22 protein-coding genes are annotated in these 23,501 nt (G+C 73.4%); 10 read left to right on the top strand and 12 right to left on the bottom strand.

What is annotated here, in order from left to right:
- The first annotated feature begins 237 nt into the window (after window positions 1-237).
- Window positions 238-459, top strand: a complete 222-nt coding sequence (locus NQU55_RS20095) for a response regulator transcription factor (RefSeq protein ID WP_168093509.1) — start codon at window positions 238-240, stop codon at window positions 457-459.
- A 134-nt stretch (window positions 460-593) separates the two neighbouring features.
- On the opposite strand, the gene NQU55_RS20090 is transcribed toward NQU55_RS20095, so the two are convergent.
- From NQU55_RS20090 to NQU55_RS20060, 7 genes are all read right to left on the bottom strand, one after another.
- On the bottom strand, window positions 594-1,256 hold the full coding sequence (locus NQU55_RS20090) for a DedA family protein (RefSeq protein WP_168093510.1): 663 nt from the start codon (window positions 1,254-1,256) through the stop codon (window positions 594-596).
- 171 nt (window positions 1,257-1,427) lie between these two features.
- Entirely contained in the window at window positions 1,428-2,126 is a 699-nt protein-coding gene (locus NQU55_RS20085; protein ID WP_168093511.1) for a hypothetical protein, read from the bottom strand.
- Window positions 2,127-2,185: 59 nt separating this feature from the next.
- On the bottom strand, window positions 2,186-2,887 hold the full coding sequence (locus NQU55_RS20080; protein WP_168093512.1) for a hypothetical protein: 702 nt from the start codon (window positions 2,885-2,887) through the stop codon (window positions 2,186-2,188).
- A 59-nt stretch (window positions 2,888-2,946) separates the two neighbouring features.
- On the bottom strand, window positions 2,947-5,601 hold the full coding sequence (locus NQU55_RS20075; RefSeq protein WP_206329453.1) for a glycosyltransferase family 4 protein: 2,655 nt from the start codon (window positions 5,599-5,601) through the stop codon (window positions 2,947-2,949).
- A gap of 2 nt (window positions 5,602-5,603) precedes the next feature.
- Complete coding sequence (locus NQU55_RS20070) at window positions 5,604-8,648, bottom strand: glycosyltransferase family 4 protein (protein ID WP_168093514.1); 3,045 nt, start codon at window positions 8,646-8,648, stop codon at window positions 5,604-5,606.
- A complete protein-coding gene (locus NQU55_RS20065) occupies window positions 8,645-9,496 on the bottom strand; it encodes a glycosyltransferase (protein WP_168093515.1) in 852 nt (283 codons plus the stop codon). The genes NQU55_RS20070 and NQU55_RS20065 overlap by 4 nt, the downstream gene beginning before the upstream one ends.
- Before the next feature lie 111 nt (window positions 9,497-9,607).
- Window positions 9,608-10,705: a hypothetical protein gene (locus NQU55_RS20060; RefSeq protein WP_168093516.1), complete on the bottom strand. Its 1,098-nt coding sequence runs from the start codon at window positions 10,703-10,705 to the stop codon at window positions 9,608-9,610.
- A gap of 457 nt (window positions 10,706-11,162) precedes the next feature.
- Here NQU55_RS20060 and NQU55_RS20055 point away from each other — a divergent pair, with 457 nt between their 5' ends.
- Window positions 11,163-11,528: a hypothetical protein gene (locus NQU55_RS20055; RefSeq protein WP_168093517.1), complete on the top strand. Its 366-nt coding sequence runs from the start codon at window positions 11,163-11,165 to the stop codon at window positions 11,526-11,528.
- Between the two features lie 139 nt (window positions 11,529-11,667).
- Here the strand turns inward: NQU55_RS20055 and NQU55_RS20050 are convergent, their stop codons facing one another.
- A complete protein-coding gene (locus tag NQU55_RS20050; RefSeq protein ID WP_168093518.1) occupies window positions 11,668-12,123 on the bottom strand; it encodes a DUF4442 domain-containing protein in 456 nt (151 codons plus the stop codon).
- Between the two features lie 81 nt (window positions 12,124-12,204).
- On the opposite strand from NQU55_RS20050, the gene NQU55_RS20045 reads away from it, so the two are divergent.
- Window positions 12,205-13,269 carry a DUF8017 domain-containing protein gene (locus tag NQU55_RS20045; RefSeq protein WP_256790923.1) on the top strand — a complete coding sequence of 355 codons (1,065 nt, stop codon included), beginning with the start codon at window positions 12,205-12,207 and terminating at the stop codon, window positions 13,267-13,269.
- 97 nt (window positions 13,270-13,366) lie between these two features.
- On the opposite strand, the gene NQU55_RS20040 is transcribed toward NQU55_RS20045, so the two are convergent.
- Together NQU55_RS20040 and NQU55_RS20035 are read right to left on the bottom strand one after the other, a co-directional pair.
- Window positions 13,367-14,212 carry a spermidine synthase gene (locus NQU55_RS20040; RefSeq protein ID WP_168096100.1) on the bottom strand — a complete coding sequence of 282 codons (846 nt, stop codon included), beginning with the start codon at window positions 14,210-14,212 and terminating at the stop codon, window positions 13,367-13,369.
- Between the two features lie 15 nt (window positions 14,213-14,227).
- Window positions 14,228-15,412 (bottom strand): GTP-binding protein, encoded by a 1,185-nt coding sequence (locus tag NQU55_RS20035; RefSeq protein ID WP_168096101.1) that lies wholly within the window; start codon window positions 15,410-15,412, stop codon window positions 14,228-14,230.
- 170 nt (window positions 15,413-15,582) lie between these two features.
- On the opposite strand from NQU55_RS20035, the gene NQU55_RS20030 reads away from it, so the two are divergent.
- The 7 genes from NQU55_RS20030 (at window position 15,583) to NQU55_RS20000 (ending at window position 20,991) form a co-directional block, all read left to right on the top strand.
- A complete protein-coding gene (locus tag NQU55_RS20030; protein WP_168096102.1) occupies window positions 15,583-16,293 on the top strand; it encodes a TVP38/TMEM64 family protein in 711 nt (236 codons plus the stop codon).
- 122 nt (window positions 16,294-16,415) lie between these two features.
- Window positions 16,416-16,736: a nuclear transport factor 2 family protein gene (locus NQU55_RS20025; RefSeq protein WP_168096103.1), complete on the top strand. Its 321-nt coding sequence runs from the start codon at window positions 16,416-16,418 to the stop codon at window positions 16,734-16,736.
- 150 nt (window positions 16,737-16,886) lie between these two features.
- The gene (locus NQU55_RS20020; RefSeq protein ID WP_256790922.1) at window positions 16,887-17,759 is read left to right on the top strand and encodes an undecaprenyl-diphosphate phosphatase; all 873 of its coding nucleotides are present in this window, start codon (window positions 16,887-16,889) and stop codon (window positions 17,757-17,759) included.
- Between the two features lie 183 nt (window positions 17,760-17,942).
- The gene (locus NQU55_RS20015; RefSeq protein ID WP_168095495.1) at window positions 17,943-18,533 is read left to right on the top strand and encodes a hypothetical protein; all 591 of its coding nucleotides are present in this window, start codon (window positions 17,943-17,945) and stop codon (window positions 18,531-18,533) included.
- A gap of 69 nt (window positions 18,534-18,602) precedes the next feature.
- Window positions 18,603-19,208, top strand: a complete 606-nt coding sequence (locus NQU55_RS20010; RefSeq protein WP_168095496.1) for a DUF4352 domain-containing protein — start codon at window positions 18,603-18,605, stop codon at window positions 19,206-19,208.
- 250 nt (window positions 19,209-19,458) lie between these two features.
- Window positions 19,459-19,881 carry a type II toxin-antitoxin system VapC family toxin gene (locus NQU55_RS20005; RefSeq protein WP_206329923.1) on the top strand — a complete coding sequence of 141 codons (423 nt, stop codon included), beginning with the start codon at window positions 19,459-19,461 and terminating at the stop codon, window positions 19,879-19,881.
- A gap of 63 nt (window positions 19,882-19,944) precedes the next feature.
- Window positions 19,945-20,991, top strand: coding sequence for an enoyl-CoA hydratase/isomerase family protein (locus tag NQU55_RS20000; RefSeq protein WP_168095498.1), 1,047 nt, complete (start codon window positions 19,945-19,947; stop codon window positions 20,989-20,991).
- A 65-nt stretch (window positions 20,992-21,056) separates the two neighbouring features.
- Here NQU55_RS20000 and NQU55_RS19995 read toward each other — a convergent pair whose 3' ends face one another.
- Together NQU55_RS19995 and meaB are read right to left on the bottom strand one after the other, a co-directional pair.
- Window positions 21,057-22,382, bottom strand: a complete 1,326-nt coding sequence (locus NQU55_RS19995) for a CAP domain-containing protein (RefSeq protein ID WP_168095499.1) — start codon at window positions 22,380-22,382, stop codon at window positions 21,057-21,059.
- A gap of 117 nt (window positions 22,383-22,499) precedes the next feature.
- Window positions 22,500-23,489 (bottom strand): methylmalonyl Co-A mutase-associated GTPase MeaB, encoded by a 990-nt coding sequence (gene meaB, locus NQU55_RS19990; RefSeq protein ID WP_168095500.1) that lies wholly within the window; start codon window positions 23,487-23,489, stop codon window positions 22,500-22,502.
- Window positions 23,490-23,501 lie beyond the last annotated feature (12 nt).

The raw sequence follows: 23,501 nt of genomic DNA, 5'->3' as shown, positions 1-23,501 counted from the left end.
ACGCTCTCACACTCGCCCGGTTCGAAGCGGGGCTGGAGCCACGGAAGTTGGGGACTTGACAGTCGTCTTACCTGCGATTAAGGGGGCATTGACCGGTTGGCCACTATTTTTTGCTTGCATTTAGCCGAGTTCGTGGTTAGATCCATTCAAAAGCGTCGCGCGGGGGGAAGGAACTTCACCCGCGGCCGGCCGCGGGCCACCCATGCCGCGCGGCTCCGCCTGCCCCATGGAGAACCGATGCCCGGCCTCAGCGTCCAGACGGGACCGCCGCGCCTTTCGCCCCGCGAGCGGCAGGTACTGGCCCACATCGGGTCGGGGCTCACCTACCACCAGACGGCCCGGCGACTCGGCATCAGCGTCCACACCGTCGGCACCTACCTCCGCCGCATCCGCGCCAAACGCCCCGCACCGACGCTGGCGGATCTCGTACGCCTCAGCATCAGCCAGGACGCGGGCTGAGCCGGGACCACAGGCTGATCGGCGCGGGGTCGCGGGCCGCGGACGGACACAGAAGCCCCCGGACCCTCTACGGGGCCCGGGGGCTTCTGTGAGGCTCCGGAGAGCCCCGAGGTCACTCGGCGATCAATCAGCGATCAGTCGGCGGCCCGGACCGGCTCCGGCTGAGCGGCGGCCGGCTCGGCGGCGTGGGCGGCCTGGGCCTTCTTGGCCTTCATCCGCATCACGACGAACGAACCCAGACCGAAGAGCACGGCGGCGACCAGACCGAGCCAGGAGAACTTCTTCAGCCACTCCTCGGCCACCTTGCCGACGGAGTAGATCACCGCGACGGTGCCGCCGGCCCAGACGATGCCGCCGAGCACGTTGGCGATCAGGAACTTCCAGTACGGCATCTTCAGCACGCCCGCGAGCGGACCCGCGAAGATCCGCAGCAGGGCGATGAAGCGGCCGACGAAGACCGCCCACATGCCCCACTTCTGGAAGGACCGCTCGGCGGTGGCCACGTGGTGCGGACCGAAGTGCTTGGGGAACTTCCGGCCGAGCCACTCCAGCAGCGGCTTGCCGCCCTTGCGGCCGATCATGTAGCCGATGGAATCGCCGACGATGGCGCCCGTGATGGCACACGCCGCCAGAACGTACGGGTTGATGTGGTCCTGGGTGGCGGCCAGCAGCGTGGCACTGACGAGGACGATCTCACCGGGAAGCGGAATACCCAGGCTCTCCAGACCGATGACCCCGCCCACCAAGAGGTAGACGGCGATCGCCGGTACCGTTTCGAGCCACTCCTGGATGTGCAACGCCGGTTCCTCCCGTTAAGACCTGCTTCCCGCCGTGCACCGAAGCGGCGCACGGCGGGAAGCCTACTTGAGGTAAGGACTCACGGAGCGGCCCGGAGGTTGAGCGGAGGCCGCGCGTTGCCCGGGCGAGATGGCTCACACCGCACACCGTTCCGGACCGCCGCCCCGCGGTTACGGCAGCGGCGGGGCCTCGCCGACCGCGATGAAGGAGAAGGGTCGGTCGGCGAAGGCACCGTTGCTGTCGCCGGTCACGATGCGCACCGAGCCGGGCTCGATGAGATCGACATGGGCGTTGTCCAGGAGCAGGCCGAGCCCGTAGACGGTGGCCGTGACGGCCGGCGGGGCGACGAAGGGGTTGGTGAAGGTGATCCTGTAGTCCCCCGCCCCTACCCTCGCGACCTGGAAGCCCCGCCCGGACGAGGCGCGGCCGTCCGCGCTGACGACCCCGTACGCCCGCTGCTCCACCGGGCGCGCGGCGCCGATGCGGATGCTCAGCGGCGACGGGGTGCCGCCGATGGCTATGCCGTCCGCAACGGTGCGGTCACCCGGGGTGGCGTTCGGTAGGGCCTGGACGTTGACCGAGTAGAACCCCTCCGGCTTGTTGCCGATCGCCTCGGCCTTGAAGCGCACGATGCTGCCGTCCGGCTCCCGGCTCTCGACGGGGAGAGGTCTGTTGATTCCGGCGTCCAGCTGCATGTACCGGATCTCGCCGGTCGCGGGGAAGATCACGCCGTCCGGGAGCTTGACCTGGATGATCTCGCCCGGGCCGACCGGGTTGCCGTCGACGTACATCTCGATGGTGATGGAGTCCGTGTCTCCCGGCTTCAGGATCTGCGGGTTCGGGTTGCCTTGATTGATGTGAAATGCCATTCCTCTTCCTTCTTCCTTCCTCTGTGTGTGGTCACCCGGTGGGGGAGATCAGGGCGCGGCTACGGCTGCGCGGGCCCCATGGCGATGAAGTGGAACGGCAGGGGCTTCCAGGTGCCCACCGGGCTCGCGGTGCAGATCGTGACCGTGTTCGGGGTGACACCGCCGATCGTGACGCTCACCGACGGACTCGCCTGCGTCGCGGTGGCCACGACGACCGGCGCGGTGGTGAAGGGCTTGGCGAACGTGATCGTGAAGATCGAGGTCGAGGTGGAGTTCGGCGTCAGCTTCACGGTGAAGCCGGAGCCGACGACGACGGCTCCGTCGGCCCCGACGATTCCGTACACCCGCTGCTCCACCGGCTGCGCAGCGCCGACGCGGAAACTGAGCTTCGCCGCGGTGGCACCGATGGTGAGGCCGTCCGTGACGGTGCGGTCACCGGGGGCGGCGTTCGGCAGGGCCTGGACGTTGACCGAGTAGAAACCCTCCGGCTTGTTGCCGATCGCCTCGGCCTTGAAGCGGACGAGCCGGCCGTCGGGGTCGCGGCTCTCGATGGGCAGCGGCCGGTTGATGCCGGAGTCCAGGTTCATGTAGCGGATCTCGCCGGTGGGCGGGAAGACCAGGCCGTCGGGGAGCTTCACCTGGATGATCTCGCCGGGGCCGACCGGGTTGCCGTCGACGTACACCTCGATCGCGAACGAGGCGTTGGCCCCGGGCTGCAGGACCTGCGGGATCGGGTTGCCCTGGGTGATGTGGAATGCCATGTCTCTGCTTCCTCTTCTCTCGGTGTTTCTCGGGCTTCTCGGTGTCTCTCGGTGAGCGGTCACCCGTCGGCGACGGGTGCCTCGTGCGGGAGCCGGTCGCCCGGGGTGACCCGGTGGTAGGCCGCGAGCTGCGCGGCGGCGATCCGGTCCCAGTCCAGGTGGGCCACCGTCGGCGGCCCCTTCGCGCCCAGCGCCGCGCAGCGGGCCGGGTCGCGGGTGAGCGCGGCCAGGGCGGCCGCGTAGGCGTCGAGGTCGCCGGGCGGGACGCGTACGCCCACGTCGTCGGTGACCAGGTCGCGCAGGCAAGGGATGTCGAAGGCCAGCACGGGAGTGCCGGTGGCCAGGGCCTCGGCGGCGACCATGCCGAAGGTCTCCTGCCGGCTGGGGACGCAGGCCAGCCGGGCCGAGGCCAGCAGGTCGAAGCGGGCCGGGCCGTCGACGCGGCCCAGCCAGCGGACCCGGTCGGCGATGCCGAGCCCGGCGGCCAGGGCGCGGGCGGCCTCCGCGTGCGGGCCGTCGCCGGCGATGTGCAGGGCGGCCGTGGTGTGCGGGGCGGCAAGGGCGTAGGCGCGCAGCAGCAGGTCCAGGCCCTTCGACGTCGTCTCCAGGCGGCCCAGGTAGAGCACGTGGTCACCCCGCTCGACGGCGGGCCGGGTGAACGCGGCCCGGTCGACGCCGTTGGGGATCACCTCCACCCGCGCGGCCGGGTTGCGTCGGCCCAGCTCCGCGCCGAGGCCGTCGCTGACCGCGAGCAGCGTGGTGTGCGAGGCGAGCCCGCGCCGTTCGACGGCGCCGAAGGGCAGGTGGAACTCGCGGGCCTTGTCCGCCGCGAACAGCCACTGCACCAGCCCGACGACCGGCCGGCGGGTCAGGTGCGGGACGCAGACGGACGAGAACGGGGCGGCGAAGTCCTCCACCACGACGTCCGGGTCGTACCGGTGTGTCAGCCGCCCCAGCCGGGTGACGACGGCGGCGAAGTAGGCGATCTGCGCGGCAAAGCGGCTGCGGGCGAGCGGTCCGGGGTGCGCGGGCAGGGGTACGTACCGGACGCCGTCGCGGACGGTCTCCGTGGCGCCGGGCCAGGGGGCGACGAGGACGGTCACGTCGACGCCGCGCGCGGCCAGCCGCCGGTTGACCTCGTGCGTACGGACCGAGCCGCCACCCGCGCCGGGCCGCCGCGGGTCCTCGAAGCCCAGGTGGAGCACGCGGTACGGACCGGGGCGGCGGGGACGGGTGCGGGCCGCCGAGCCCGCGGCGCCCAGCACCACGAGCACCCCGAGCGCCCACAGCACCGGGTACGGCCGCAGGGCGGACAGCACGCAGCAGGCCACGGCACCCGCGGCGAGCGGGCCGGCGGCCCCCGCGGCCGGGCCGAGCCCGGGCACCCGGCGCCGCGCGAGCCCCACGATCACCACCGCGGCGGCGCAGGTCACGGCAGCTGAGCACCAGGCCAGGGCCGGCGGGCGGGCGGCCGTGAGCGCGTAGGCGGCGCCTCCGGCCAGGCAGGCGAGACCCAGCGTCACGACGACCCGCCACACCGGGCCCCAGGCCTGGAACACCACGCTCGCCAGGGCGATCGTGGCGCCCGCGAACCCGGCCAGGGCGAGCGGGAGCAGCAGGGCGCCCGAGGCGGTGTAGTGCCGGGGCAGGACGAGCCCGGTCAGCGCGCCGGGGCAAGTGGCGATGGTGACGGTGACGGCGATGCCGGTGATCCAGTGCAGCCGCAGCGCGGTCCGGAAGCGCTCGCCCGCGGCGGGGGACGGCCCCGCCGCCAACCGGGGGAAGACGACGGTGGCCAGCGCGGCCGACAGGAAGAGCGGCACCCGGGCGAGGACGAGCAGGGCCTGGTACGGCGCCAGGTCGGCCGATCCGCCCCGCACCGCCACGGCGACCACCACGTCCAGCGTGAACAGCACGCACGTGAGGACCTGGATGCCGCCGACCGCGGCGGCCCGCCGCCACCACTCCGTACGGCCTCCGGGAACTCCGGACGCTTCAGATGCTTCGGAAGCTTCGGACGCACGGTCGCCCGGCTCCGCCCCGGCCTGCCCGCCCGCCGTCCGCTCACCGCGCAGGGCGACCAGCCCGGCGGCGGCCGTGACCCCCGCACCGGCGGCGAAGGCCCCGATCGCGCCCGCGCTCCCCCACCCCGCCGCGACGGCCCCGACGGTGGCGGCGATGCGGACGGCCACCTCGGCGACCCGCAGCGCGGCCAGCCCGGCGAAGCGCTCGCGGCCCTGCAGGTAGCCGGCGCCCACCGAGTTCAGCCAGAGCATCAGGCACGCCGCCGCCAGCCCGGCGAGCGGGCCCGGACCGGCGTACGAGGCGACGGCCCCGCACGACGCGACGGCGGTCAGGAAGGCCAGTCCGAGCGCCAGCCACAGGCAGGTGCGCACCGACGACCGCCGCCGCGCGCTGCCCGGGGTACCGGCGGCGACCTCGCGGGCCAGCACCCAGGGCACGGTGGCGCCGGCGAGGGTGCCCACGCTGAGCAGGACCGAGGAGACGGCGGCGTAGACGGTGAAGTCGGGCGCGGACAGGCGGTGGACGAGGAACAGGGCGAGCCCGTAGTTCCCCGCGCCGACGAGCACGGCGGACAGGGCAAGGGGCAGGGCTCCGTGGACCGTCCCCTTCTCCGGGTTCTCCTGCGCCGGGGTCACGGCAGGAGCAGCGGAAGCGGCGGAAGCGTCAGGCGCGGCGGTCGTCGTCACCATCGTCACCCCGCCTTTCCGGAGCCGGAGCCGGAGCCGGCGACCAGGGACCGCACGTCATACACGCGCAGCGCCCCGACGGTCTCCCCGCGCTCGCTGTGGACGAGCCGCGCCTCGCGCTCCAGCACGCCGGGAAGCCGGGAGCCGATCCGCGCGTATCCCTGCTGCACCAGCTCGGTGGACAGCACGAGGTAGTCGACGCGGTCGCGCCTGAGGTCGGCCGTGGTCCGCCACTCGGCGAGCCGGGCGCCGGGCAGGACGAAGGACGTGCCCTCGTCGGTGGCGGCGACGACGCTGCCCTCGGGCAGGTGAGCCCGGGACCAGGCCAGGGTCCGCCGGAGCGCGTCGTCGTGGCGGGTGTGGACGCGTGCCCAGACGACGGCGTTCGTGGTCAGGGCGAGGGCGGCGAGCACGGCGAGCGCCCTGGTCGCCGTGGCACTGCCCCTGCCTCTGCCCCTGCCCCTGTCCCTGTCCCGGAGGAGGACGTCGGCCGCGAGGGCGACGGCGGCCGTGCTGGTGACGACCAGCGGGTAGAACATCTGCTCCTCAAGGGTGCCCAGCGCCATGGCGTAGAGCAGGTGCAGCAGCGTGCACGCCGCCCACGCCGTGATCAGGATCCGCCCGGGACGGTCAGCGAAAATCTCCGGCCGCCGGACGCGGGACCACAGCAGCCACGCGGTGGCGGCGGTGCCGAGGGCGATCAGCGCGTAAGGAACGGCGAACTGGCCGAGCTGGACGAGCAACCGGTCGGTGAACGCCACCGACCCGTCGCCGCTGTTGAAGCCGCTGATCTGCTTGATGCCGAGGGCGCGGGCGATGCCGTCGGTCTTCTGCGCCCACCAGGGCGCCCAGTTGCCGGTGGCCGCGGTCGTCACGACGTACACCGCGTAGCCGGCGAGCGTGACGGCGGCGGCCGTCAGCCGCATCCGCCGCACCTCGCCGCGCGCGGCGAACCCCAGCACAGTGACAGGTACGAACGTACCCAGGGCGTAGGGCTCCTTGGTGGTCACCGCGAGCGCGAACAGCAGCCCCGCGCCGGCACCGGTGGCGGCCCGCCCGCGTGGGGTGGCCGGGGTGCGGGCGAGGACCAGCATGCCCAGCGCGGCGGCGGCCGTGGCCTGGGCCTCCAGCATGACGCGGCTGTCGAAGCGGTTGAGGAACGGGTCGAGTCCGAGGAACAGCCCGGCGAGCAGCGCCGCCGGGGTCCGGACGGCGCGGCGCAGCAGCGCGGTCACGGCGACGACGGTCAGCGCGCCGGTGACGGCGACGACGGGCCGCAGGTCCAGCACCTGGTGCAGCAGGTCGCCGGACCCCTGGCCGGTGAGGCGCATGGAGGCGGCCAGCAGCGCGAAGAGGGCGGGCGGGTGGAGGGCGAAGAACTGCCCGTCGAAGACCGGTCCTTCGCCGTCGGCGAGGTGCCGGCTGATGGCGGTGTAGTAGAGCTCGTCGACGAAGACGTCGTAGGAACGGCCGGTGAAGGCCAGCCGCAGGGCCAGTGCGAGGGCGAAGAGGGCAAGGAGGGCGAGCAGGGCGCCGCGGCCGGCGGCCCGGGTGGAGGCGCGGCGGCGGCCCGCGTCATGCCGCCGCGCCCGGGAAGGGGGGTGGGCCTGCCAGCCGAGGATGTCGCTGTGCCGGGCGAGGCGGACGGACACCCGCTGGTCGCCGGTGTCGACGCCGATGCGGGCCAGGACGGCCTCGGCGTCCCGTTCGTCGGCACCGAGCAGGAGCAGTCCGGGACGGGGGCCGGTGAGGTCGATGAGGTCGGTCGTGCGCAGGGCGGCGAGGTCGGCGCGTTCGAGGACGTCGGCCGGGGCGCTGACGAGGGTGCAGGCGTCGGTGACGGTGCGCCGCTCGGCGGCCTTCTCCCGACCGGTGCGGCCGTGCAGCCGGCCGTCCTCGGCGGTGAGCGCCGCGAGCAGGTGGGCGGCGGTGGCCGTCCAGCTGAACCGGGCCGCCCACTCCCGGCATTCGGCCTCCCAGCGGGCGGCGTCCTGCGGTGGGGCGACGGCGCGCAGGGCCTTGGCGAGGCCGGAGGCGAGGTCGTCGTCGGGGCCCAGGAGCCATCCGGTGACGTCGTGGCGGATGGTGTCGCGCAGCCCGGGGACGTCGTAGGCGAGCGCGGGCACACCGGCCGCCGCGGCCTCCATCACCGACAGGCCCCAGCCCTCGGCGAGGGAGGTGGTGGCGGTGATCCAGGCGGAGTCGACGAGGGCGTCGCGCTCCTCCTGCTGCACGCGGCCGTGCAGGGTGACGCAGTGGCCGACGCCGAGTTCGTCCACGAGTGCGCGGAGCTCGTCGCGGGCCTCGCCGTCGCCGACGACGTGCAGTTCCACGTCCGGCAGTTCGCGGCGGAGCGCGGGCACGGCGCGGACGAGCCGGTCGACGCGCTTCTGCGTGACGAGTCTGCCGACGCAGACGATGCGCGGTGCGGCGGCCCGCTGCCGGGGGCGGCCCGCGGGCGGCACCGGGTCGAGGCCGGCGGGCGCGAAGTGGACCGGGCCGCGCACCGCGAGCCACCGGCGGATCTCCGCCCGGGTGGAGGGCGACACGGCGCACACCGCGCGCCTCCCGTACACCAGACCGCTGCCCCGCCCCTCCAGCCAGCGGCCGAAGCCGGCGACCGGGCGCGGGAACCACAGGGCGAACTGCCCCTGATGGACGTGGTGGATGAGCAGGACGACGGGAGTGCGGCGGCGGAGGGCCAGCGGGGTGAAGAAGGGGATGCCGTTCTGCGAGTCGATCACGCCGGCCACGGAGCGGCGGTGGCGCAGCAGCCACAGCAGGACGAACGCGTAGACGGTGAACCGGCCGCCGCCGCGCACGACGCTGCCGAAGCCGGTGTCCTCGCGGCGGGCGGTGCCCCGGGGGCGGGAGGTCAGGTAGGTGACGCGGACGCCCGCGTCGTGGAGCTGACGGGCGACTTCCTCGCAGTACAGCTCGGCACCGCCCGCCTGCGGGTGGCGGCTGTCGCGCCAGTTGCACACGACCACGTGACGGCCCTGCCAGTCCCGGGTGGCCGGGAGGGCGGCTCGTAAGTCCGTCGGGGTCATCCCGCCTCCCCGACAGCACGGGCGGAGGGTGCGTGGTGCACGACCCGGGGCGGGAGGCGGTGCATGGTCCGGTGCAACCGCCACAGTTCCCCGGCCACGCGGCGCCCGTCGGTGAACGGACGGAAACTGGAGCCTTCCTGGTCGCTCCACACGACCGGGAACTCGGTCAGGCTCAGCCCCAGGGCACGGGCCCGGGCGATGACCTCCAGGTCGAAGGCGAAGCCGGTGGTGGCGATGTCGGCGAAGACCCGCCGCGCGGCTCCGGCCTCGAAGAACTTGAACCCGCACTGGGTGTCCTTGACCGGCCCGGAGAACCGCCGCGTCGCCAGCCGGAACCCGGCCCCGCCGAGCCGCCGCAGGGCGGGCTGACGGACCGGGATGCGCGCTCCCGTGCAGCGGCGCGAGCCGATGACGACCTGCCAGCCGTCCTTCAGGAGTGCGACCGCGTCGTCGATCGCGGTGGCCGGGGTGGCGAGGTCGGCGTCGCAGAAGCCGACCCAGCGGGCTCGGGTGCTGACCATCCCCCGGGACACCGCGGCCCCTTTGCCGCGGCGGGAACACCCGGTGACGGTGACGGGGATGCCGGAGGCGGCGAGCCGGTCCACGCACTCGGCCGTACGGTCGCTGCTGCCGTTGTCGACGACGCGCAGCGCGGCGGTCAGGGGCATGCCACGCAGATGGTCGGCGAGGGCGAGCACGGTGGGGGCCAGGCGCTGTTCCTCATTGTAGGCGGGGATGACGAGTTCGAGGTCGCAGGTGGTGGCGACCGGCACGGGGCCGGTCCCGGATAAGGGGATGCGAGCGGAGACCTCGCTGGGCGCGGGTGCTGCCGTCCGGGGGCTGTTCATGGGTGGGGACGTCTCCTTGTACGAGGCGTGCGGGCGTGCGGGAACCGGTGGCCCGCCTTCGGGCAGGGCGGGCCACCGCCCCTGTCATGCGGCTACGGGGTGGCCATGCGGCTACGGGGTGGCGCTGAGCCGGACGCGGGCGAGCAGCATGCCGGAGCTGCCGTCGGGATTGGCGTCGAGCTCCTTGCTGAAGCCGGACCGTCCGGGGTTGGCGAACCGCACGGTCACCGCGGTGACGCCCGGGGGCACCCGGAAGGGCAGCCGGCGCTCGCGCCAGCCGGGGTCGTTGAGCTTCTTGCCGGAGTCGTGGGAGGCCGCGGCGCCCTTCCCCGTGTAGTACTGGACGTAGTCGTCCCAGGCCAGGGCGGTCTCGGCACCTCCCGGCTTCCCGTACCGCACCTCCGCCCGCAGACAGGTGGGCCGGCGGTAGGGCTCCTCGGGGTTCGGCAGGACGTGGTAGCCGGTGAGCAAGGCGAGCTCGTACGCGGCGCCGGGGGTGACGTCGACGGTCTGCTCGATGAAGCCGCAGGTGTTGTCGCCGTTGATGTCGACGACGTTCTCCCCCTTGCCGAAGGGGGGTTCGGCACCGGCCGGGAGGTGCCCGTCGGCGTCACCGTTGATCAGATCGACGAGCCTGCCGGGCTCGCCGGTCTTCGAGACCTCCCAGACGCCCCTGCCCTTGTACTGGCCGACGGTCCAGGCGTCGAGCTTCTGGGCCTCGTATCCGTAGAGGACTCCTTCGAGGGGGCGCCAGTCCTTGCCGGCCCGGAAGCGGACGTCGGCGAAACCACCGTTCCGGATCAGGTTCCCGGGCACGGGGCGGGGCCCGGGAGGCCCGACCTGAATGCGCAGCGGCGCGGTGGCGGTACCGATCCCCAGCCGACCCCACAGCAGGTCCTCGGGGGCTTCGGGCAGCACCTGGACATTGACGGAGTAGTAGCCGTCGGCCTCGTCCGAGTGGTCTCCGAGATGGATGGCGTGGGTGAACTGAAGCCGCCGGTTCGCCTCGTCGTAAGGGCCGTACGCGAGCTCTTCCCGGGGCTTCTTCGGGGGGTGGTAATAGACCTTGCCCCCCTTGGGGAATTCCACCCCCACCGGGAACTCCACCCAGATCATTTCCTTCTGACCGCTGATCGGTGCACTACCGGGCGTCAGCCGGAGATCTATCGCGAAGAACTCCTGCTGCCCCTTGGCCAAGCGCACCGGCACGGGCAATCCCTGAGCAATGACGAAGGGCATTCGACCCACCTCCACTTGTCCGTTCGAGTCGAGGAGGACATTACTGGCGAGCCGATAAAGAAATGCAAAACGGAGCAGTCCGCTTCGGTAAACGCGACAGCATTGAGCCAGCGAGGCCCGCCGGATCCACCCTTAATGATCTTGAGAACCTCGGCTCCGGTTAGCGCCATCGCCCACGTAGCGTCAAGAGCGCCCCGACCATGCATAAACTCGCGTAAACGCCCCGGGCGGGAACCGGCTCAAAAATGCCGCCGATAAAGTTGAATCCGTATCGTAATCAGGGGCTGACCAAAACCCGATCCCAGGCTCTTCGGCGATTGGCGGATGCGTTCCGCGGCGTGCTACCAATGACCCAGCAAGCCCACCGAGCCGAATTCACTGGCACGGCGGGCCGAACCATTTCTCGACTTCCATCGGAGGCACGGACATGGCACTGGCATTCAAGACCCGCGAATTCCAGCTCCGCATCACCCCGAGCGCGGATGAGGCAACGGATCGCTTCGACTTCGAATTCCCGAGCGACATTCGGGAGGACAGCAACGGCTACGTCGTCGATGCGGTGCTCCAGTCGTTCAAGTTCGAGAACTTCGTCAACGGCAGCACGGAGGACTGGGAAATCGGCGGCGAGTCCGTCAAGCTGGAGGTGACCAACAAGGCCCGCCGCAAGGCCACGGTCGTCGTGCGTACCAACATTCGCCCGCAGGAAGCCGTCGCGCGGACGAATCCGGCTTTCCAGTTCCGCGCCACCGTCACCGTGCTCGCCATAGCGGACCTGAAGGGTTCCACCTCGTGAACGAGGCCGACGGAGCCTGACACCCGAACAGTCACCGCCACCCTCCCCGCCAGGCGATGACCAAGGCCGCAAACAGACGAAGGCCCCACCCGTACCCCCGGGTGGGGCCTTCTCACCGTTCAAACGAACCCAGCAGCCGCTACGCGTTGGGCCGCAGCGTCCAGACGACCGTCATCTCGCCCGTGACGTCGCCACCCTCGCGGGTGATCGCGATGTGGACGGGGAACTCCGGCCGGCCGCCCGCGTCCAGTTCGGCGACGACCTCGGCGGCCGGGCGGCCGAGTTCGGCGGTGGCGGTGACGGGGCCCATGGCGAGCTTCTTGTAGCCGATCTCGGCGCGGACGGCGAGCGGCACGGCGCGCGAGAGCTGGTCGCCGAAGGCGGCGAGGACGATCGCGCCGCTGGCGGACTCGGCCAGGGTGAACATGGCGCCGGCGTGCGGGCCCCCGACGTGGTTGTGGTAGTCGGGCTGGTCGGGGAGGCGGACGACGGCACGCTTCGCACTGGCCTCCTCGAAGACGAGGTTGAGCGTCTTCGCCATGGGCACGGTGGCCAGGAGCATGTCGCCGATCGACGGCTGGGTGGTCTCAGACATGCCCGCAAGTTACCAGTCGGTAGCAACGGCGGGAAGGGGCGGCCTCACCGAGGTCATCTTCTGCCTCTATGGTTATCGGCCATGTGGCCAGGACAGCAGCCGCCCGGGGGCGAGCAGAACCCGCAGGATTCGAATCCGTACAAGACGCCGGTGCCGCCGCCGGGGCCGCCGTCCGGCGCCCAGCCGGGCTACCCGCAACCCAACCCGTACCAGCAGCCGGGAGCCCAGCCGGGTGCCCAGCAGCCGAATCCGTACCAGCAGCAGGCCACGGGCGGGCAGCACCCGACCCCGCCCATCGGCCAGCAGTGGCACACGCCGGCCCCGGCCGGGGCCCCGGAGCCGCCGCGGGACAACCGCAAGCGCACCACCGTGATCGCGGTCACCGCGGCGATCGCCGTCGTGGCCGCCGCCGTGATCACCGGTGTCGTCGTCCTGAAGGACGACGACAAGGAGAACGTGGCGAACAACAACCCGACGACGGCCCCTTCGGCGTCCTCGTCGGCGGCGCCGTCCCCGTCCCAGGGCGCGAGCGAGGCGCCCGCCGACAACCCGCGGGCGAACGTCGAGGTCAAGCCCGTGATCGACGGCTGGAAGGTCGTCACCAACAGCAAGCGGCACGTCGCCTACGACGTGCCGCAGGAGTGGAAGGTCCTCCCCCCGGGGACGAGCTTCGGCTTCACGAAGGACGGCGACAAGTCCTTCCCGCCCAAGGGCGGGGGCATCAACATGTCCGGAGTGGCGCGCTTCGCCGAGGACCGGTGCGAGAAGGACGCCGTCCCGGTCGCCGCCGGCACCAAGGGCGCCCAGGGCGCCAAGAGCGAGGCCGACGCCGCCGAGAACGAGGCGCTGAACTGGCTCTACTGGGGCTTCGACCAGAAGAAGTCCGGGAAGTTCAGCTACTCCAAGGGCAAGGAGTTCAAGAGCGACCACGGCCTGACCGGCACCTCGTCCTCGGCGACGGTCACGGGGATCAGCGAGAAGCACCACTGCGCCACCGCCGCGAAGTCCGTGACGGTGACGTACAAGGACGTCAACGGCGACCTGGCCACGTGGTGCTTCTACAGCGCCACCGGCACCGACGACGAGATCCCCGACGACGTCATCAAGAAGATCATGAGCTCCCTCAGGCCCCTGAAGAGCTCCTGACCCCCGGCGGTCTCCCGGCGCACCCGGCAGCCCCGGCACACCCGGCGATCCCCGGCCCCGCCGGTCCGCGGCCCCCGCGGGGCGTTCGGCGTCCGCGTCAGCCCACGCTGAACGCCCCGCCCGGCGGCTCGGGGGAGCCCACGGCGTCCGCGTCGTCGACCGGCTGCGCACCGGCCACGAACCGCTCCAGCGCATCGCCGTGCTCGACCCGGGCGGGGAAGGCGTCCCCCGCGGCGCGGCGGGCGAGCGCGGTGACCGGGAGCTCGGTGTGCGAAGCGACGAGGACCGCGTTGCCGAAGCGCCGGCCGCGCAGCATCGACGGCTCCGCGATCAGGCACACGTGGGCGAAGACGGCCCGGAAAGTGGCCACCTGCGAGCGCAGGAAGGCGAAGGGCGCGCCGTCGGCGAGGTTGGCCGCGTAGCGGCCGTGCGGGCGCAGCACCCGGGCGGCGGCGCGCGCGTAGGCGAGCGAGGTGAGGTGGGCCGGCACCCGTGAGCCGCTGAAGACGTCGGCGACGATCATGTCGGCGGAGGCGTCCGCGGAGGCCTCCAGCTCGCTGCGCGCGTCACCGGCGATCACCTCGACGCCCGAGCCGGGCCGCAGCGGCAGGTGCTCGGCGACCAGCGCGAGCAGGCCGCGGTCGGCCTCGACGACGCGCTGCCGGGAGCCCGGGCGGGTGGCGGCGACGTAGCGCGGCAGGGTCAGCGCCCCGCCGCCGAGGTGCAGCACGTCGAGGGCCCGGTGCGGCTCGGCGGCGGCGTCGAGGACGTGGGCGATCCGCCGGGTGTACTCGAATTCGAGGTGGGCGGGGTCGTCCAGGTCGACGTACGACTGGGGCGCGCCGTTCACCGTGAGCAGCCAGGCCCGCTGCCGGTCCACGTCGGGCATCAGCTTGGCGGTGCCCCAGTCCACGTCCCGCGTGACGGGTATCGGTTCTTCCACTCCCCTATTGTGCGTTCACGGCACGGCGGGGGTGACCGTTCCGGTGCCGACCGTGCGGCCTCCTTCGCGGATGACGACGGCGAGGCCGGTTTCGAGGGGCACTTCCCGGTCGAGGACGACCGACATGGTGACGGTCTCGCCGGGCAGCGCGACGCCGGGCCCGCCGAGGATCACGGTGCCGGGCACGTCGGCCGTGCGCAGGTGGAACTGCGGCCGGTATCCGGAGAACAGGGGCGTGTGCCGGCCGCCCTCGTCCGCGCGCAGCAGGCGCACGTCAGCGGTGAAGCGGCGCCGCGGCACGACGCTGCCGGGTGCCGCGACGGTGTCGCCCCGGTGCGCGTGCTCGCGGTGCAGGCCGCGCAGCAGCAGGGAGACGCGGTCTCCGGCCCGGGCGTCCGGCAGCGGACGGCCGAAGGATTCCAGCCCGGTGACGTGGGTGTCGCAGGGGCCGTCGTGCCCCAGGAGCTGGACGTGGTCGCGGAGCCGGACGGTGCCGCGCTCGATGACGCCGGTGACGGCGATGCCGCGCGCGGGCAGGGTGAGGACCCGGTCGACGGAGAGCAGGAAGGGCGCGTCCGTGTAGCGCAGGGGTGTCGGCACGTAGGTGTCGACGGCGTCGAGGAGCGCCTCGATCGTGGCGGTCCAGCGCGGGTCGCCCTGCAGCGCGCGCAGCGCCGAGACGCGGACGACGGCGGTGTGCTCGCCGTCGTAGCCGTGGGCGGTGAGCAGGGCGCGCACGTCCTGCTCGGCCAGGTCGGTGAGCTCCGGCCCGGCCTCGTCCGCCTTGGTGAGGGCGACGACGAGGTGGCGCACGCCCGCCCGGCGGGCGAGCAGCAGGTGCCCGGCGGCCTGCGCCGCGGGCCCGTCGACTGCGGAGACGACGAGGACGGCGCCGTCGAGGCGGGCCGTGCCCGCGAGCAGGTTCTTGGTGAAGCGGGGCCGGCCGGGCGGGTCGGTGTGGGCGTAGTGACGGGTGCCGGTCTCGTAGGCGACGTGGACGCAGGCGACGGTGGCGCGGGGCGCGTTCTCCTCCGGGCCGCGGCCGGGGCCGGCGGGCGGGACGGAGAGGGCCCGGGCGCGGGTGCCGAGGACGTGGGTGACGGCGGCGGTGAGCGTCGACTTGCCGTGGCCGGCGGGGCCGAGGGTGGCGATGTTGACGTGCGGTTTGTGGCGCGGATGGCCTGATGCTGGCCGGTTCATGCGCTCGATGCTCGCGCACGGTGTGCGGGGCGTCGAACGGTTTTCCCCGGCCACGGGCGGTGGCCGCACGGAAGGCGTTCGAGTGAACGTACGGGGAAGGAGTGTTCCTGCGCCGCCCCGTCTTTCCGGGATGACGACCTCTTTATATCCCTGTCGGTTAGGCTCCAGCGATGCCCGAAGCCGCCCCGCCCTCCCCCGGCCCCGCCGAGCTCCGCTCGCACGCCCGGCTGTTCCCGTGGTTCCGCCTCGGTCTGCTCGTGGTGCTGCTGGCCGCGGCCGCGGCCACGGTGCTCGCGATGCACCCGGAGCGGATGCTCGCCGAGGGCTGGCCGGAGCTGTCGGGCGGTGCGGCTGTGGTGCTGTTCTCCGCGGCGTACGGGCTGTGCACCGCGGCGTTCGTGCCGCGCCCGATCCTGAACATCGCCGCCGGAGCGCTCTTCGGCGCCCCCATGGGGACGGCGGCCGCGGTGGTGGGCACGGTGCTGGGCTCGGCCGCCTCCTTCGGGCTGGGCCGGCTGCTGGGGCAGGACGCGCTGCGGCCGCTGCTGCGCGGCCGGTGGCTGAAGGCCGCGGACCGGCAGCTGAGCCGGCACGCCTTCCGGTCGATGATGGCGGTCCGGCTCTTCCCGGGCGTGCCCTTCGCCGCCGCGAACTACTGCGCGGCGGTCTCCCGCATGCGCTGGACCCCGTTCCTGCTGGCGACCGCCCTGGGCAGCGCGCCCGCCACGGCCGCCTACGTGATCGCGGGCAGCCACGCCACGGCGCCGACGTCGCCCGCCTTCCTCGGCGCGACGGCGTTCATCGCCGTGACCGGACTGGCGGCGGTGGTCGTGGCGTGGCGCAAGAAGGGCCTGTCGCGGCGGCTGTCGCGGTCCTCGTAACGTCTCCGTTTCCGGCCGCCGGCGGGCGACTTGGGCCCTTCCGCCATCCGGGCGGACCGGCGCGCGCGGGCGCTGCGGGAGTGCTGTCCTGTCCTGGACACACCCCCGAAAGGAGCCGCCCCGTGATCCCCGTCGAACAGCTCTCCGAACCCGCCGTACGCACGATGGTGAGCGCCCTCAACGCGGGCGACCGCACCGCCTTCCACGAGTCCCTCGCGCCCGGCGCGACGATGGCCGACGACGGCACCGACCGGGACCTCACCCAGTGGGCGGACCGCGAGGTCTTCACGTCCAACGGCCACATGGACGTCGAGTCGCAGAGCGACGACGGCCTGGCCCTCGTCGCCCGCTACCGCAACGACACGTGGGGCGAGATGCGCACCAAGTGGCTCTTCACCGTCGACGGCGGGAAGGTCACCCGCTTCGAGACGGGGCAGGCCTGACGCTTCGTCCGCATCCGTCGTCCGCTGCGGCTCCGGCTTAAGGAACCGTTCACCCGGGCGACGTCGGCGCGCCTTCCATCCTGTGGATGATCGGGCGGCCGGTGCCGTCGTGCCGGCCCGGCCGCGACGACTTGGATGGCACAGGCCTACATGTCTTGGTTCGAATCCTTCGTCCTCGGACTCGTCCAGGGACTGACCGAGTTCCTCCCGGTCTCCTCCAGCGCCCACCTGCGGCTGACGGCCGCGTTCGCGGACCGGCCGGACCCGGGCGCGGCGTTCACCGCGGTCACCCAGATCGGCACCGAGGCCGCCGTGCTCATCTACTTCCGCAAGGACATCGCACGCATCGTCGGCGCCTGGTTCCGGTCGCTGCACGACCGGCGGGCGCGACGCGATCCCGACGCCCGGACGGGCTGGCTGGTCATCGTCGGCTCGATCCCCATCGGGGTGCTGGGCCTGGTGCTCAAGGACGCCATCGAGGGGCCGTTCCGCGACCTGCGGCTCATCGCCACCACACTCGTCGTGATGGGCCTGGTACTCGGCTACGCCGACCGGCTGGCGGCGCGCGACGAGGGCGGCGGGCGGCACCGGGCCGCGAAACGGCGCAAGGAGCTGCGGGACCTGACGGTCCGGGACGGCCTGGTCTTCGGCTTCTGCCAGGCGATGGCACTGGTGCCCGGCGTGTCCCGGTCGGGCGCGACGATCAGCGGCGGCCTGCTCATCGGCTACAGCCGCGAGGCGGCGGCCCGCTACTCCTTCCTCCTCGCCGTCCCGGCAGTGCTCGCCTCCGGCGTCTTCGAGCTGAAGGACGCGGGTGAGGGGCACACCGCCTGGGGGCCGACGATCTTCGCCACGGCCATTGCCTTCGTGGTGGGCTATGCCGTGATCGCCTGGTTCATGCGCTTCATCTCCACCAGGAGTTTCATGCCTTTTGTCATCTATCGCATCCTGCTCGGGCTGCTGTTGTTCGCTCTGGTGGCGGCCGGGGCGCTGAGTCCTCACGCCGGCGAGAACCTCGGCTGAGACCCGGCGGGCCCGGCTCATCCCTTTTCGGGACGCCTTAGTAGGACGAAGCAATCCCTCCGCAATACCGGGAAGGTAGCGAGCTGGTCACGATTGATGCAGACGGCGCGTTTGCGGTTGTTACCGAGGGTACGGTTCCCCGGTCCGTTCGTACCTCAAGTAACCCGCACCTCCGGGGGATGTATGCGCACCACAGCCGTCACCGCCTTCTGCCTCGCCGCCGCCCTGTCCCTCGCCGCCTGCAGCAGCGAGACGAAGGCCGAGACCGTGAAGTCAGCCGGCTCGTCGCCCTCCGCCGCGGCCGACGAGCCCACGGGCAAGCCCCTGCCGATGGGGAAGGGCACCGAGACCGTCGGCGCGGGCGGCGGAGGCAAGCTCGAAATCACGCCCATGAGCGTCGTCTACGCGGCCAGGACCGCGACCGACAAGCCCGCGCGCGGCCTGTTCGCGGTCGTCACGGTGCAGGAACGCCCGATGACGGACGTGGCCGCCGCCGAGACCACGCCGACCGAGAAGGGCGGCTGGCAGTGGATAGCCGCCGACGGTCAGGCCGCCAACAACGAGGCGAACATCTTCCTGAAGGGCTTCGACTCGGGCGGCCCGATCCGGGCCGGCGCCTCCCAGGTGAGGGCCCGCACCTTCGACATCAGCAACGCCCAGCGCGGCGGCACCCTCACCTACACCGACGGTGAGGGCAAGAGCTTCCGCTGGACGATCCCGGCGCAGGACTCCGGCCCGCAGACCGCCCAGGTCAAGAAGGTCCTGGGCGGCTGACACCACCGGGCGGACCGCTCCCCCGCCCTCCGGATGCGCACCGCCGCCCCGCGGCGCACGCTAGTGCACATGGGCACGAGACGGCCGCCCCCGGCGGCGCACGTGCGGCCCCGGGGCGCGGTCCGGCCCACCGCGGGGAGAGCGGCCGTGGCCTTCGCCGCCGCTGCGGCCGTGGCGACGGCGGGCGTGGCCTGCGGAGGTTCCGGCAAGGCCGGCACGGGGCAGACGATCACGCTGTCCGGCGGCCCCACGGCCTCCCCCTCGGCGCGGGTGGCCGCCTTCGGCGACACCTACGCGTACCGCCGCGGCCTGAAGGTGACGGTCACGAGGCCGGAACGGTTCACCCCGTCCGGCACCTCCCTGGGGCACACGGCGGGCAACCAGCCGGTGAAGTTCACGGTCAGCGTCACCAACGGCTCCAAGGAGCCGATCGACACGGCGGGCATCCTGGTGACCGTCGAATCCGGCGACAAGGCCGACCGGGCGGCGCAGATCTTCGACAGCGCGAGCGGCGTCGGCATCCCCTTCACGGGCACCCTGGAGCCGAAGGCGTCGGGCAAGGCGACGCTCGCCTTCGACGTGCCGCAGGGAGGACTGGGCCGCGTGGACGTCGCGGTCCGCCCCGGCTTCGGCCAGGAGTTCGCGACCGTCCACTGGGCGGGGCCGGTGAACTGAGAACGACGGTCCACCGGTACGGCGACCGCGTACCGCTGCGCGGCGCCGGCGCCCACCGGCATGACTCCCCCGCGCCCGCATGAAGGGGCGTTCAAGCCCGCGGCAGCGAAACCGGCCCGGCGCCGGCGGCGTCACAGCCGACGGCGTCACACCCGGCCGCTCCGCCGCCACGCCCGCGCGGTTAGGGTGGCGGCGCGGCCTCAGCCGCAACCGCCGCATCCTGCACACGCTGGGAGTCACCTTGATCGTCGTGGACGCCTCCGCACTCGTTCTGGCGCTCGCCGACGACGGACCGCGGGGCGACGGCGCCCGCGCCGCGCTCGCGGCGGACGCCGAGTGGGCCGCCCCCGAGCACATCCTGGTGGAAGTGATGCAGTCCCTGCGCGGGCTGTACCTCGCGGGACAGGTGACCGCCGAGCGGGTGGCCGAAGTCGCCGGGGAGCTGCCCGGGCTGACGCTGCGGAAGGTCGCCGTCGAGCCCCTGCTGGGACGGATGTGGCAGCTGAAGGACAACCTCACGCCGGACGACGCGGCCTACGTCGCCGTCGCCGAGGAGCTGGGGGCGACGCTCGTGACGGCCGACCTGCGGCTGCTGCGCGCCACCGGCCCGCGCTGCCCGATCCGGGGCATCACCGACGCGGCGGGCACCGCCACCGCGTCCGGCCGCTCCTGACGGAGCCCGCCCCGCCGCGCGCCGCCCGGCCGCCCCGCTCCGCCATCCAGTGAAAGGGGAACGATGACCACCATCGACGACGCCGTACTCCTGCGCAGGGAGGGGCGCGCGGGCCGCATCACCCTCAACCGGCCCCGCACCATCAACGCGCTCACCCACGCCATGGTCCGCCGCATCCGCGCCGCCCTGGACGCGTGGGAACACGACGACGCCGTGACCACGGTGGTGCTCGACGGCGCGGGCGAGCGCGGCCTGTGCGCGGGCGGCGACGTCCGGGCCGTCCACGACGACGTCCGCGCCGGGCGCAGCGCCGGCGCCGGGGAGTTCTGGCGCGACGAGTACCGGCTCAACGCCCGGATCGCCGCCTACCCCAAGCCGTACGTCGCCCTCATGGACGGCCTGGTGATGGGCGGCGGCGTCGGCCTGTCCGCGCACGGCGGCATACGGGTCGTCACCGAGCGGTCGGCGGTGGCCATGCCCGAGACGGCCATCGGCTTCGCGCCCGACGTCGGCGGCACGTACCTGCTCTCCCGGGCCCCGGGCGAACTGGGCACGCACCTCGCCCTGACGACCTCGCGCATGGGCCCGGGCGACGCCGTGCGCGCCGGATTCGCCGACCACTTCGTCCCGGCGGCACGGCTGGCGGAGTTCGCCGCCGCGCTGGCCGTGGCCGAACCCGCCGAGGCCGTACGGGCCTTCGCCGCCCCGGTCCCCGCCGGTGAACTGGCCGCACAGCAGAACTGGATCGACCACTGCTACGCCGCCGGCACCGTCGAGGAGATCCTCGTCCGGCTCACCGGGAGCGGCGTCGCGGAGGCCGGGAAGGCGGCGGAGGCGATCCTGGGCAAGTCGCCCACGGCGCTGAAGGTCACGCTGAGCGCGCTGCGCCGCGCCCGCCGGCTGCCGGGGCTGCCCGAGGTGCTGGAGCAGGAGTACCGCGTCATATGCGCCTCGCTGGCCGACCCCGACCTGCTGGAGGGCATCCGCGCGCAGGTCGTCGACAAGGACCGCACGCCGCGATGGGTGCCCGCCCGGCTGGAGGACGTGACGGACGCGGACGTGGAGCGGCACTTCGCGCCGGTGGACGGCGGCGGGCTCGGGCTCGCCTGACCCTGCCCGGCCCCGGCCCGGCCCCCGCCGGACCCGGGGCCCCCGTCGGCCCGGTCACGTCCCCGTCACGTGCCGAACAGCTGCGTCCAGTACGTGCCGGCCCGGCTGCCCGTGGCGTAGCCGACGCCGATGTGCGCGAAGTCCGGCTTGAGGATGTTGGCGCGGTGGCCGGGGCTGTTCATCCAGCCCCGGACGACTTCCGCCGCGCTGCGCTGCCCGCAGGCGATGTTCTCGCCGATGCCCGGATGCGGGCACCCCGCCGCCCGCGCCCGGTCCCAGGGCTCGCTCCCCTCCGGCGAGGTGTGGGCGTAGAAGTCGCGGGCGACCATGTCGTCGCTGTGCGCCTGCGCGGCGGCGGCCAGCCGGGGATCGGCGGCCAGCGGGCGCAGACCGGCCGCGGCGCGCTCGGCGTTGGTGAGGGCGGTGACCTCCGCGGCCAGCCGGGCGAGCCCGCCGGGGCTCATGGGCGCGGCCCACACGGCGGTCCAGTAGGTGTCCCCCGACGGCGCCGCCGCGTGGCCCACGCCGACGTGGGCGACGGACGGATCCCGGAACGGCGCTGCCCGCTCGCTCCCGCCCAGGCAATAGGCGACGAACTCGGCCGGGGTGCGCGGGCCGGAGACGAGGTGCTCGGCGACGGTCAGACAGCGGTAGCCGGTGGCGGCTATGCGGTGGTGGAGCGAGGTGCCGTCCGGGCTCTCGGCGGCGAGGCGGCCGCGCGCGGCCAGGTCCGCGGCGTGCGCCCGGGCCGCCGCGACCAGCCGGTGGTCCACGGTCACGGACGGCACCCCGGCCGCGGACCGCTCGGCGTTCACGAGAGCGGCGAAGGCCTTACCCGTCGCATCCGGCCCGTGCGGCGCGTGCGCCGCATACGTCGTGGGCGTCGTGGGCGTCGCGTGCGCGCCGTCTTCCTCGTCCGCCACGTCCACGCCGAAGTCCCTGGCCACGCCCGCGAGTCCGTCCGCGTACCCCTGGCCCAGGGCCCGTATCTTCCAGCCGGTGCCGCGCCGGTAGAGCTCGGCGAGCATCAGCACGGTCTCCGGGCCGGGGCGCGGCGGCGCGAACCTGGCCAGGACCCCGCCGCCGCTCCCCGCGACGCTCAGCACGGGCAGGGGCAGCGCCCCGAGCCGTGTGCCGGGGTCGGCCGGGCTGACCACGACCGTGACCCGCGCGGCCCCGGGCCGCAAGCCGCGGGGGTCGACGGTGACGGTGTCACCGTGGAGCCGGGCTCCGGGCGCGGACGGCTGGTTGTAGAAGACGAAGTCCCCGTCCCCATCAACCTTTCCGCTCTCGCCGGTGACGATGACCGACAGGTCGAAGGGGCCGGGCACGCGGAGCGTGAGCGTGCCGTCGGGCAGCACGGCGTTCCCACCGGCGACCAGGTCGTTCATCGCGGTTCCTCCGGGATTCCGGCCGCGGGTCGGCCGGTCCCGAGAAAACGCGCCGTAGAGCCGGGAGGTTCCCGGAGCCCGAGGCACCGCCTTTGCCCTCAATCGCCGGGCAGGCTTTTAATTCTTGTGGCGGAACGCCTCCAGCAGCCGTTCCGCCGCCAGGCTCGCCGGCAGCGTGCCCTCGCGCACCTGCCGTTCGATCCCCGGCCCGGCGGCCCGGACCGCGGGGTGGTCGCGCAGCTCGTTCAGGAGCTGTTCGCGGACCATCGTCCAGACCCAGTCGACCTGTTGCTCGCGGCGCCGCGCGGCCAGCGCCCCGGTGCTCTCCTGGACGCGCCGGTGCTGCTCCAGCCGGTCCCACAGGACGTCCAGGCCGGTGCCCTCGCGGGCGCTGCAGGTCAGCACGGGCGGGTTCCAGGCGGCGTCCGGCGGCTGCAGCAGGCGCAGCGCCCCGGCCAGTTCGCGGGCGGCGGCCTTGGCGTCGCGCTCGTGGGGGCCGTCGGCCTTGTTGACGGCGACGATGTCGGCCAGTTCGAGGACGCCCTTCTTGATGCCCTGGAGCTGGTCGCCGGTGCGGGCGAGGGTGAGCATGAGGAAGCTGTCGACCATGTCGGCGACGGCGGTCTCGGACTGGCCGACGCCGACGGTCTCCACGAGCACGACGTCGTGGCCCGCGGCCTCCATGACGACGATGGTCTCGCGGGTGGCGCGCGCCACGCCGCCGAGGGTGCCGGCCGTGGGCGAGGGCCGGACGAAGGCGGCGGGGTCGACGGCGAGGCGCTCCATACGGGTCTTGTCGCCCAGGATGCTGCCGCCGGTCCGGCTGGAGGACGGGTCGACGGCGAGGACGGCGACCCGGTGGCCGAAGCCGGTGAGCATCGTGCCGAAGGCGTCGATGAAGGTGGACTTGCCGACGCCCGGCACGCCGGTGATGCCGATCCGCCGGGCCGCCCCCGCGTGCGGGAGCAGCTCGGTCAGCATCCGCTGGGCCAGGGCCCGGTGGTCGGCCCGGGTGGACTCGACCAGGGTGATGGCGCGCGCGACGACCGCGCGTTTGCCGTCGAGCACGCCCTTGACGTAGGCGTCGATGTCGATCGTCCGTGCCATCGTCAGGAGCCC

The organism is Streptomyces telluris (genome assembly GCF_024519335.1).
GTDB lineage: Bacteria > Actinomycetota > Actinomycetes > Streptomycetales > Streptomycetaceae > Streptomyces > Streptomyces telluris.
Note: the sequence above shows the minus strand (reverse complement) of the source record. Positions and strands in the feature narration are given on the sequence as shown.

Coding starts and splice junctions, on each gene's coding strand:
- NQU55_RS20080 (WP_168093512.1), bottom strand. CDS start 2,887: ATGGCATTCCACATCACCCAGGGCAACCCGATCCCGCAGGTCCTGCAG.
- NQU55_RS20085 (WP_168093511.1), bottom strand. CDS start 2,126: ATGGCATTTCACATCAATCAAGGCAACCCGAACCCGCAGATCCTGAAG.
- NQU55_RS20010 (WP_168095496.1), top strand. CDS start 18,603: ATGGGCACGAGACGGCCGCCCCCGGCGGCGCACGTGCGGCCCCGGGGC.
- NQU55_RS20015 (WP_168095495.1), top strand. CDS start 17,943: ATGCGCACCACAGCCGTCACCGCCTTCTGCCTCGCCGCCGCCCTGTCC.
- NQU55_RS20065 (WP_168093515.1), bottom strand. CDS start 9,496: ATGAACAGCCCCCGGACGGCAGCACCCGCGCCCAGCGAGGTCTCCGCT.
- NQU55_RS20095 (WP_168093509.1), top strand. CDS start 238: ATGCCCGGCCTCAGCGTCCAGACGGGACCGCCGCGCCTTTCGCCCCGC.
- NQU55_RS20035 (WP_168096101.1), bottom strand. CDS start 15,412: ATGAACCGGCCAGCATCAGGCCATCCGCGCCACAAACCGCACGTCAAC.
- NQU55_RS20030 (WP_168096102.1), top strand. CDS start 15,583: ATGCCCGAAGCCGCCCCGCCCTCCCCCGGCCCCGCCGAGCTCCGCTCG.
- NQU55_RS20070 (WP_168093514.1), bottom strand. CDS start 8,648: ATGACCCCGACGGACTTACGAGCCGCCCTCCCGGCCACCCGGGACTGG.
- NQU55_RS20000 (WP_168095498.1), top strand. CDS start 19,945: ATGACCACCATCGACGACGCCGTACTCCTGCGCAGGGAGGGGCGCGCG.
- NQU55_RS20050 (WP_168093518.1), bottom strand. CDS start 12,123: ATGTCTGAGACCACCCAGCCGTCGATCGGCGACATGCTCCTGGCCACC.
- meaB (WP_168095500.1), bottom strand. CDS start 23,489: ATGGCACGGACGATCGACATCGACGCCTACGTCAAGGGCGTGCTCGAC.
- NQU55_RS20045 (WP_256790923.1), top strand. CDS start 12,205: ATGTGGCCAGGACAGCAGCCGCCCGGGGGCGAGCAGAACCCGCAGGAT.
- NQU55_RS20075 (WP_206329453.1), bottom strand. CDS start 5,601: ATGGTGACGACGACCGCCGCGCCTGACGCTTCCGCCGCTTCCGCTGCT.
- NQU55_RS19995 (WP_168095499.1), bottom strand. CDS start 22,382: ATGAACGACCTGGTCGCCGGTGGGAACGCCGTGCTGCCCGACGGCACG.
- NQU55_RS20020 (WP_256790922.1), top strand. CDS start 16,887: ATGTCTTGGTTCGAATCCTTCGTCCTCGGACTCGTCCAGGGACTGACC.
- NQU55_RS20055 (WP_168093517.1), top strand. CDS start 11,163: ATGGCACTGGCATTCAAGACCCGCGAATTCCAGCTCCGCATCACCCCG.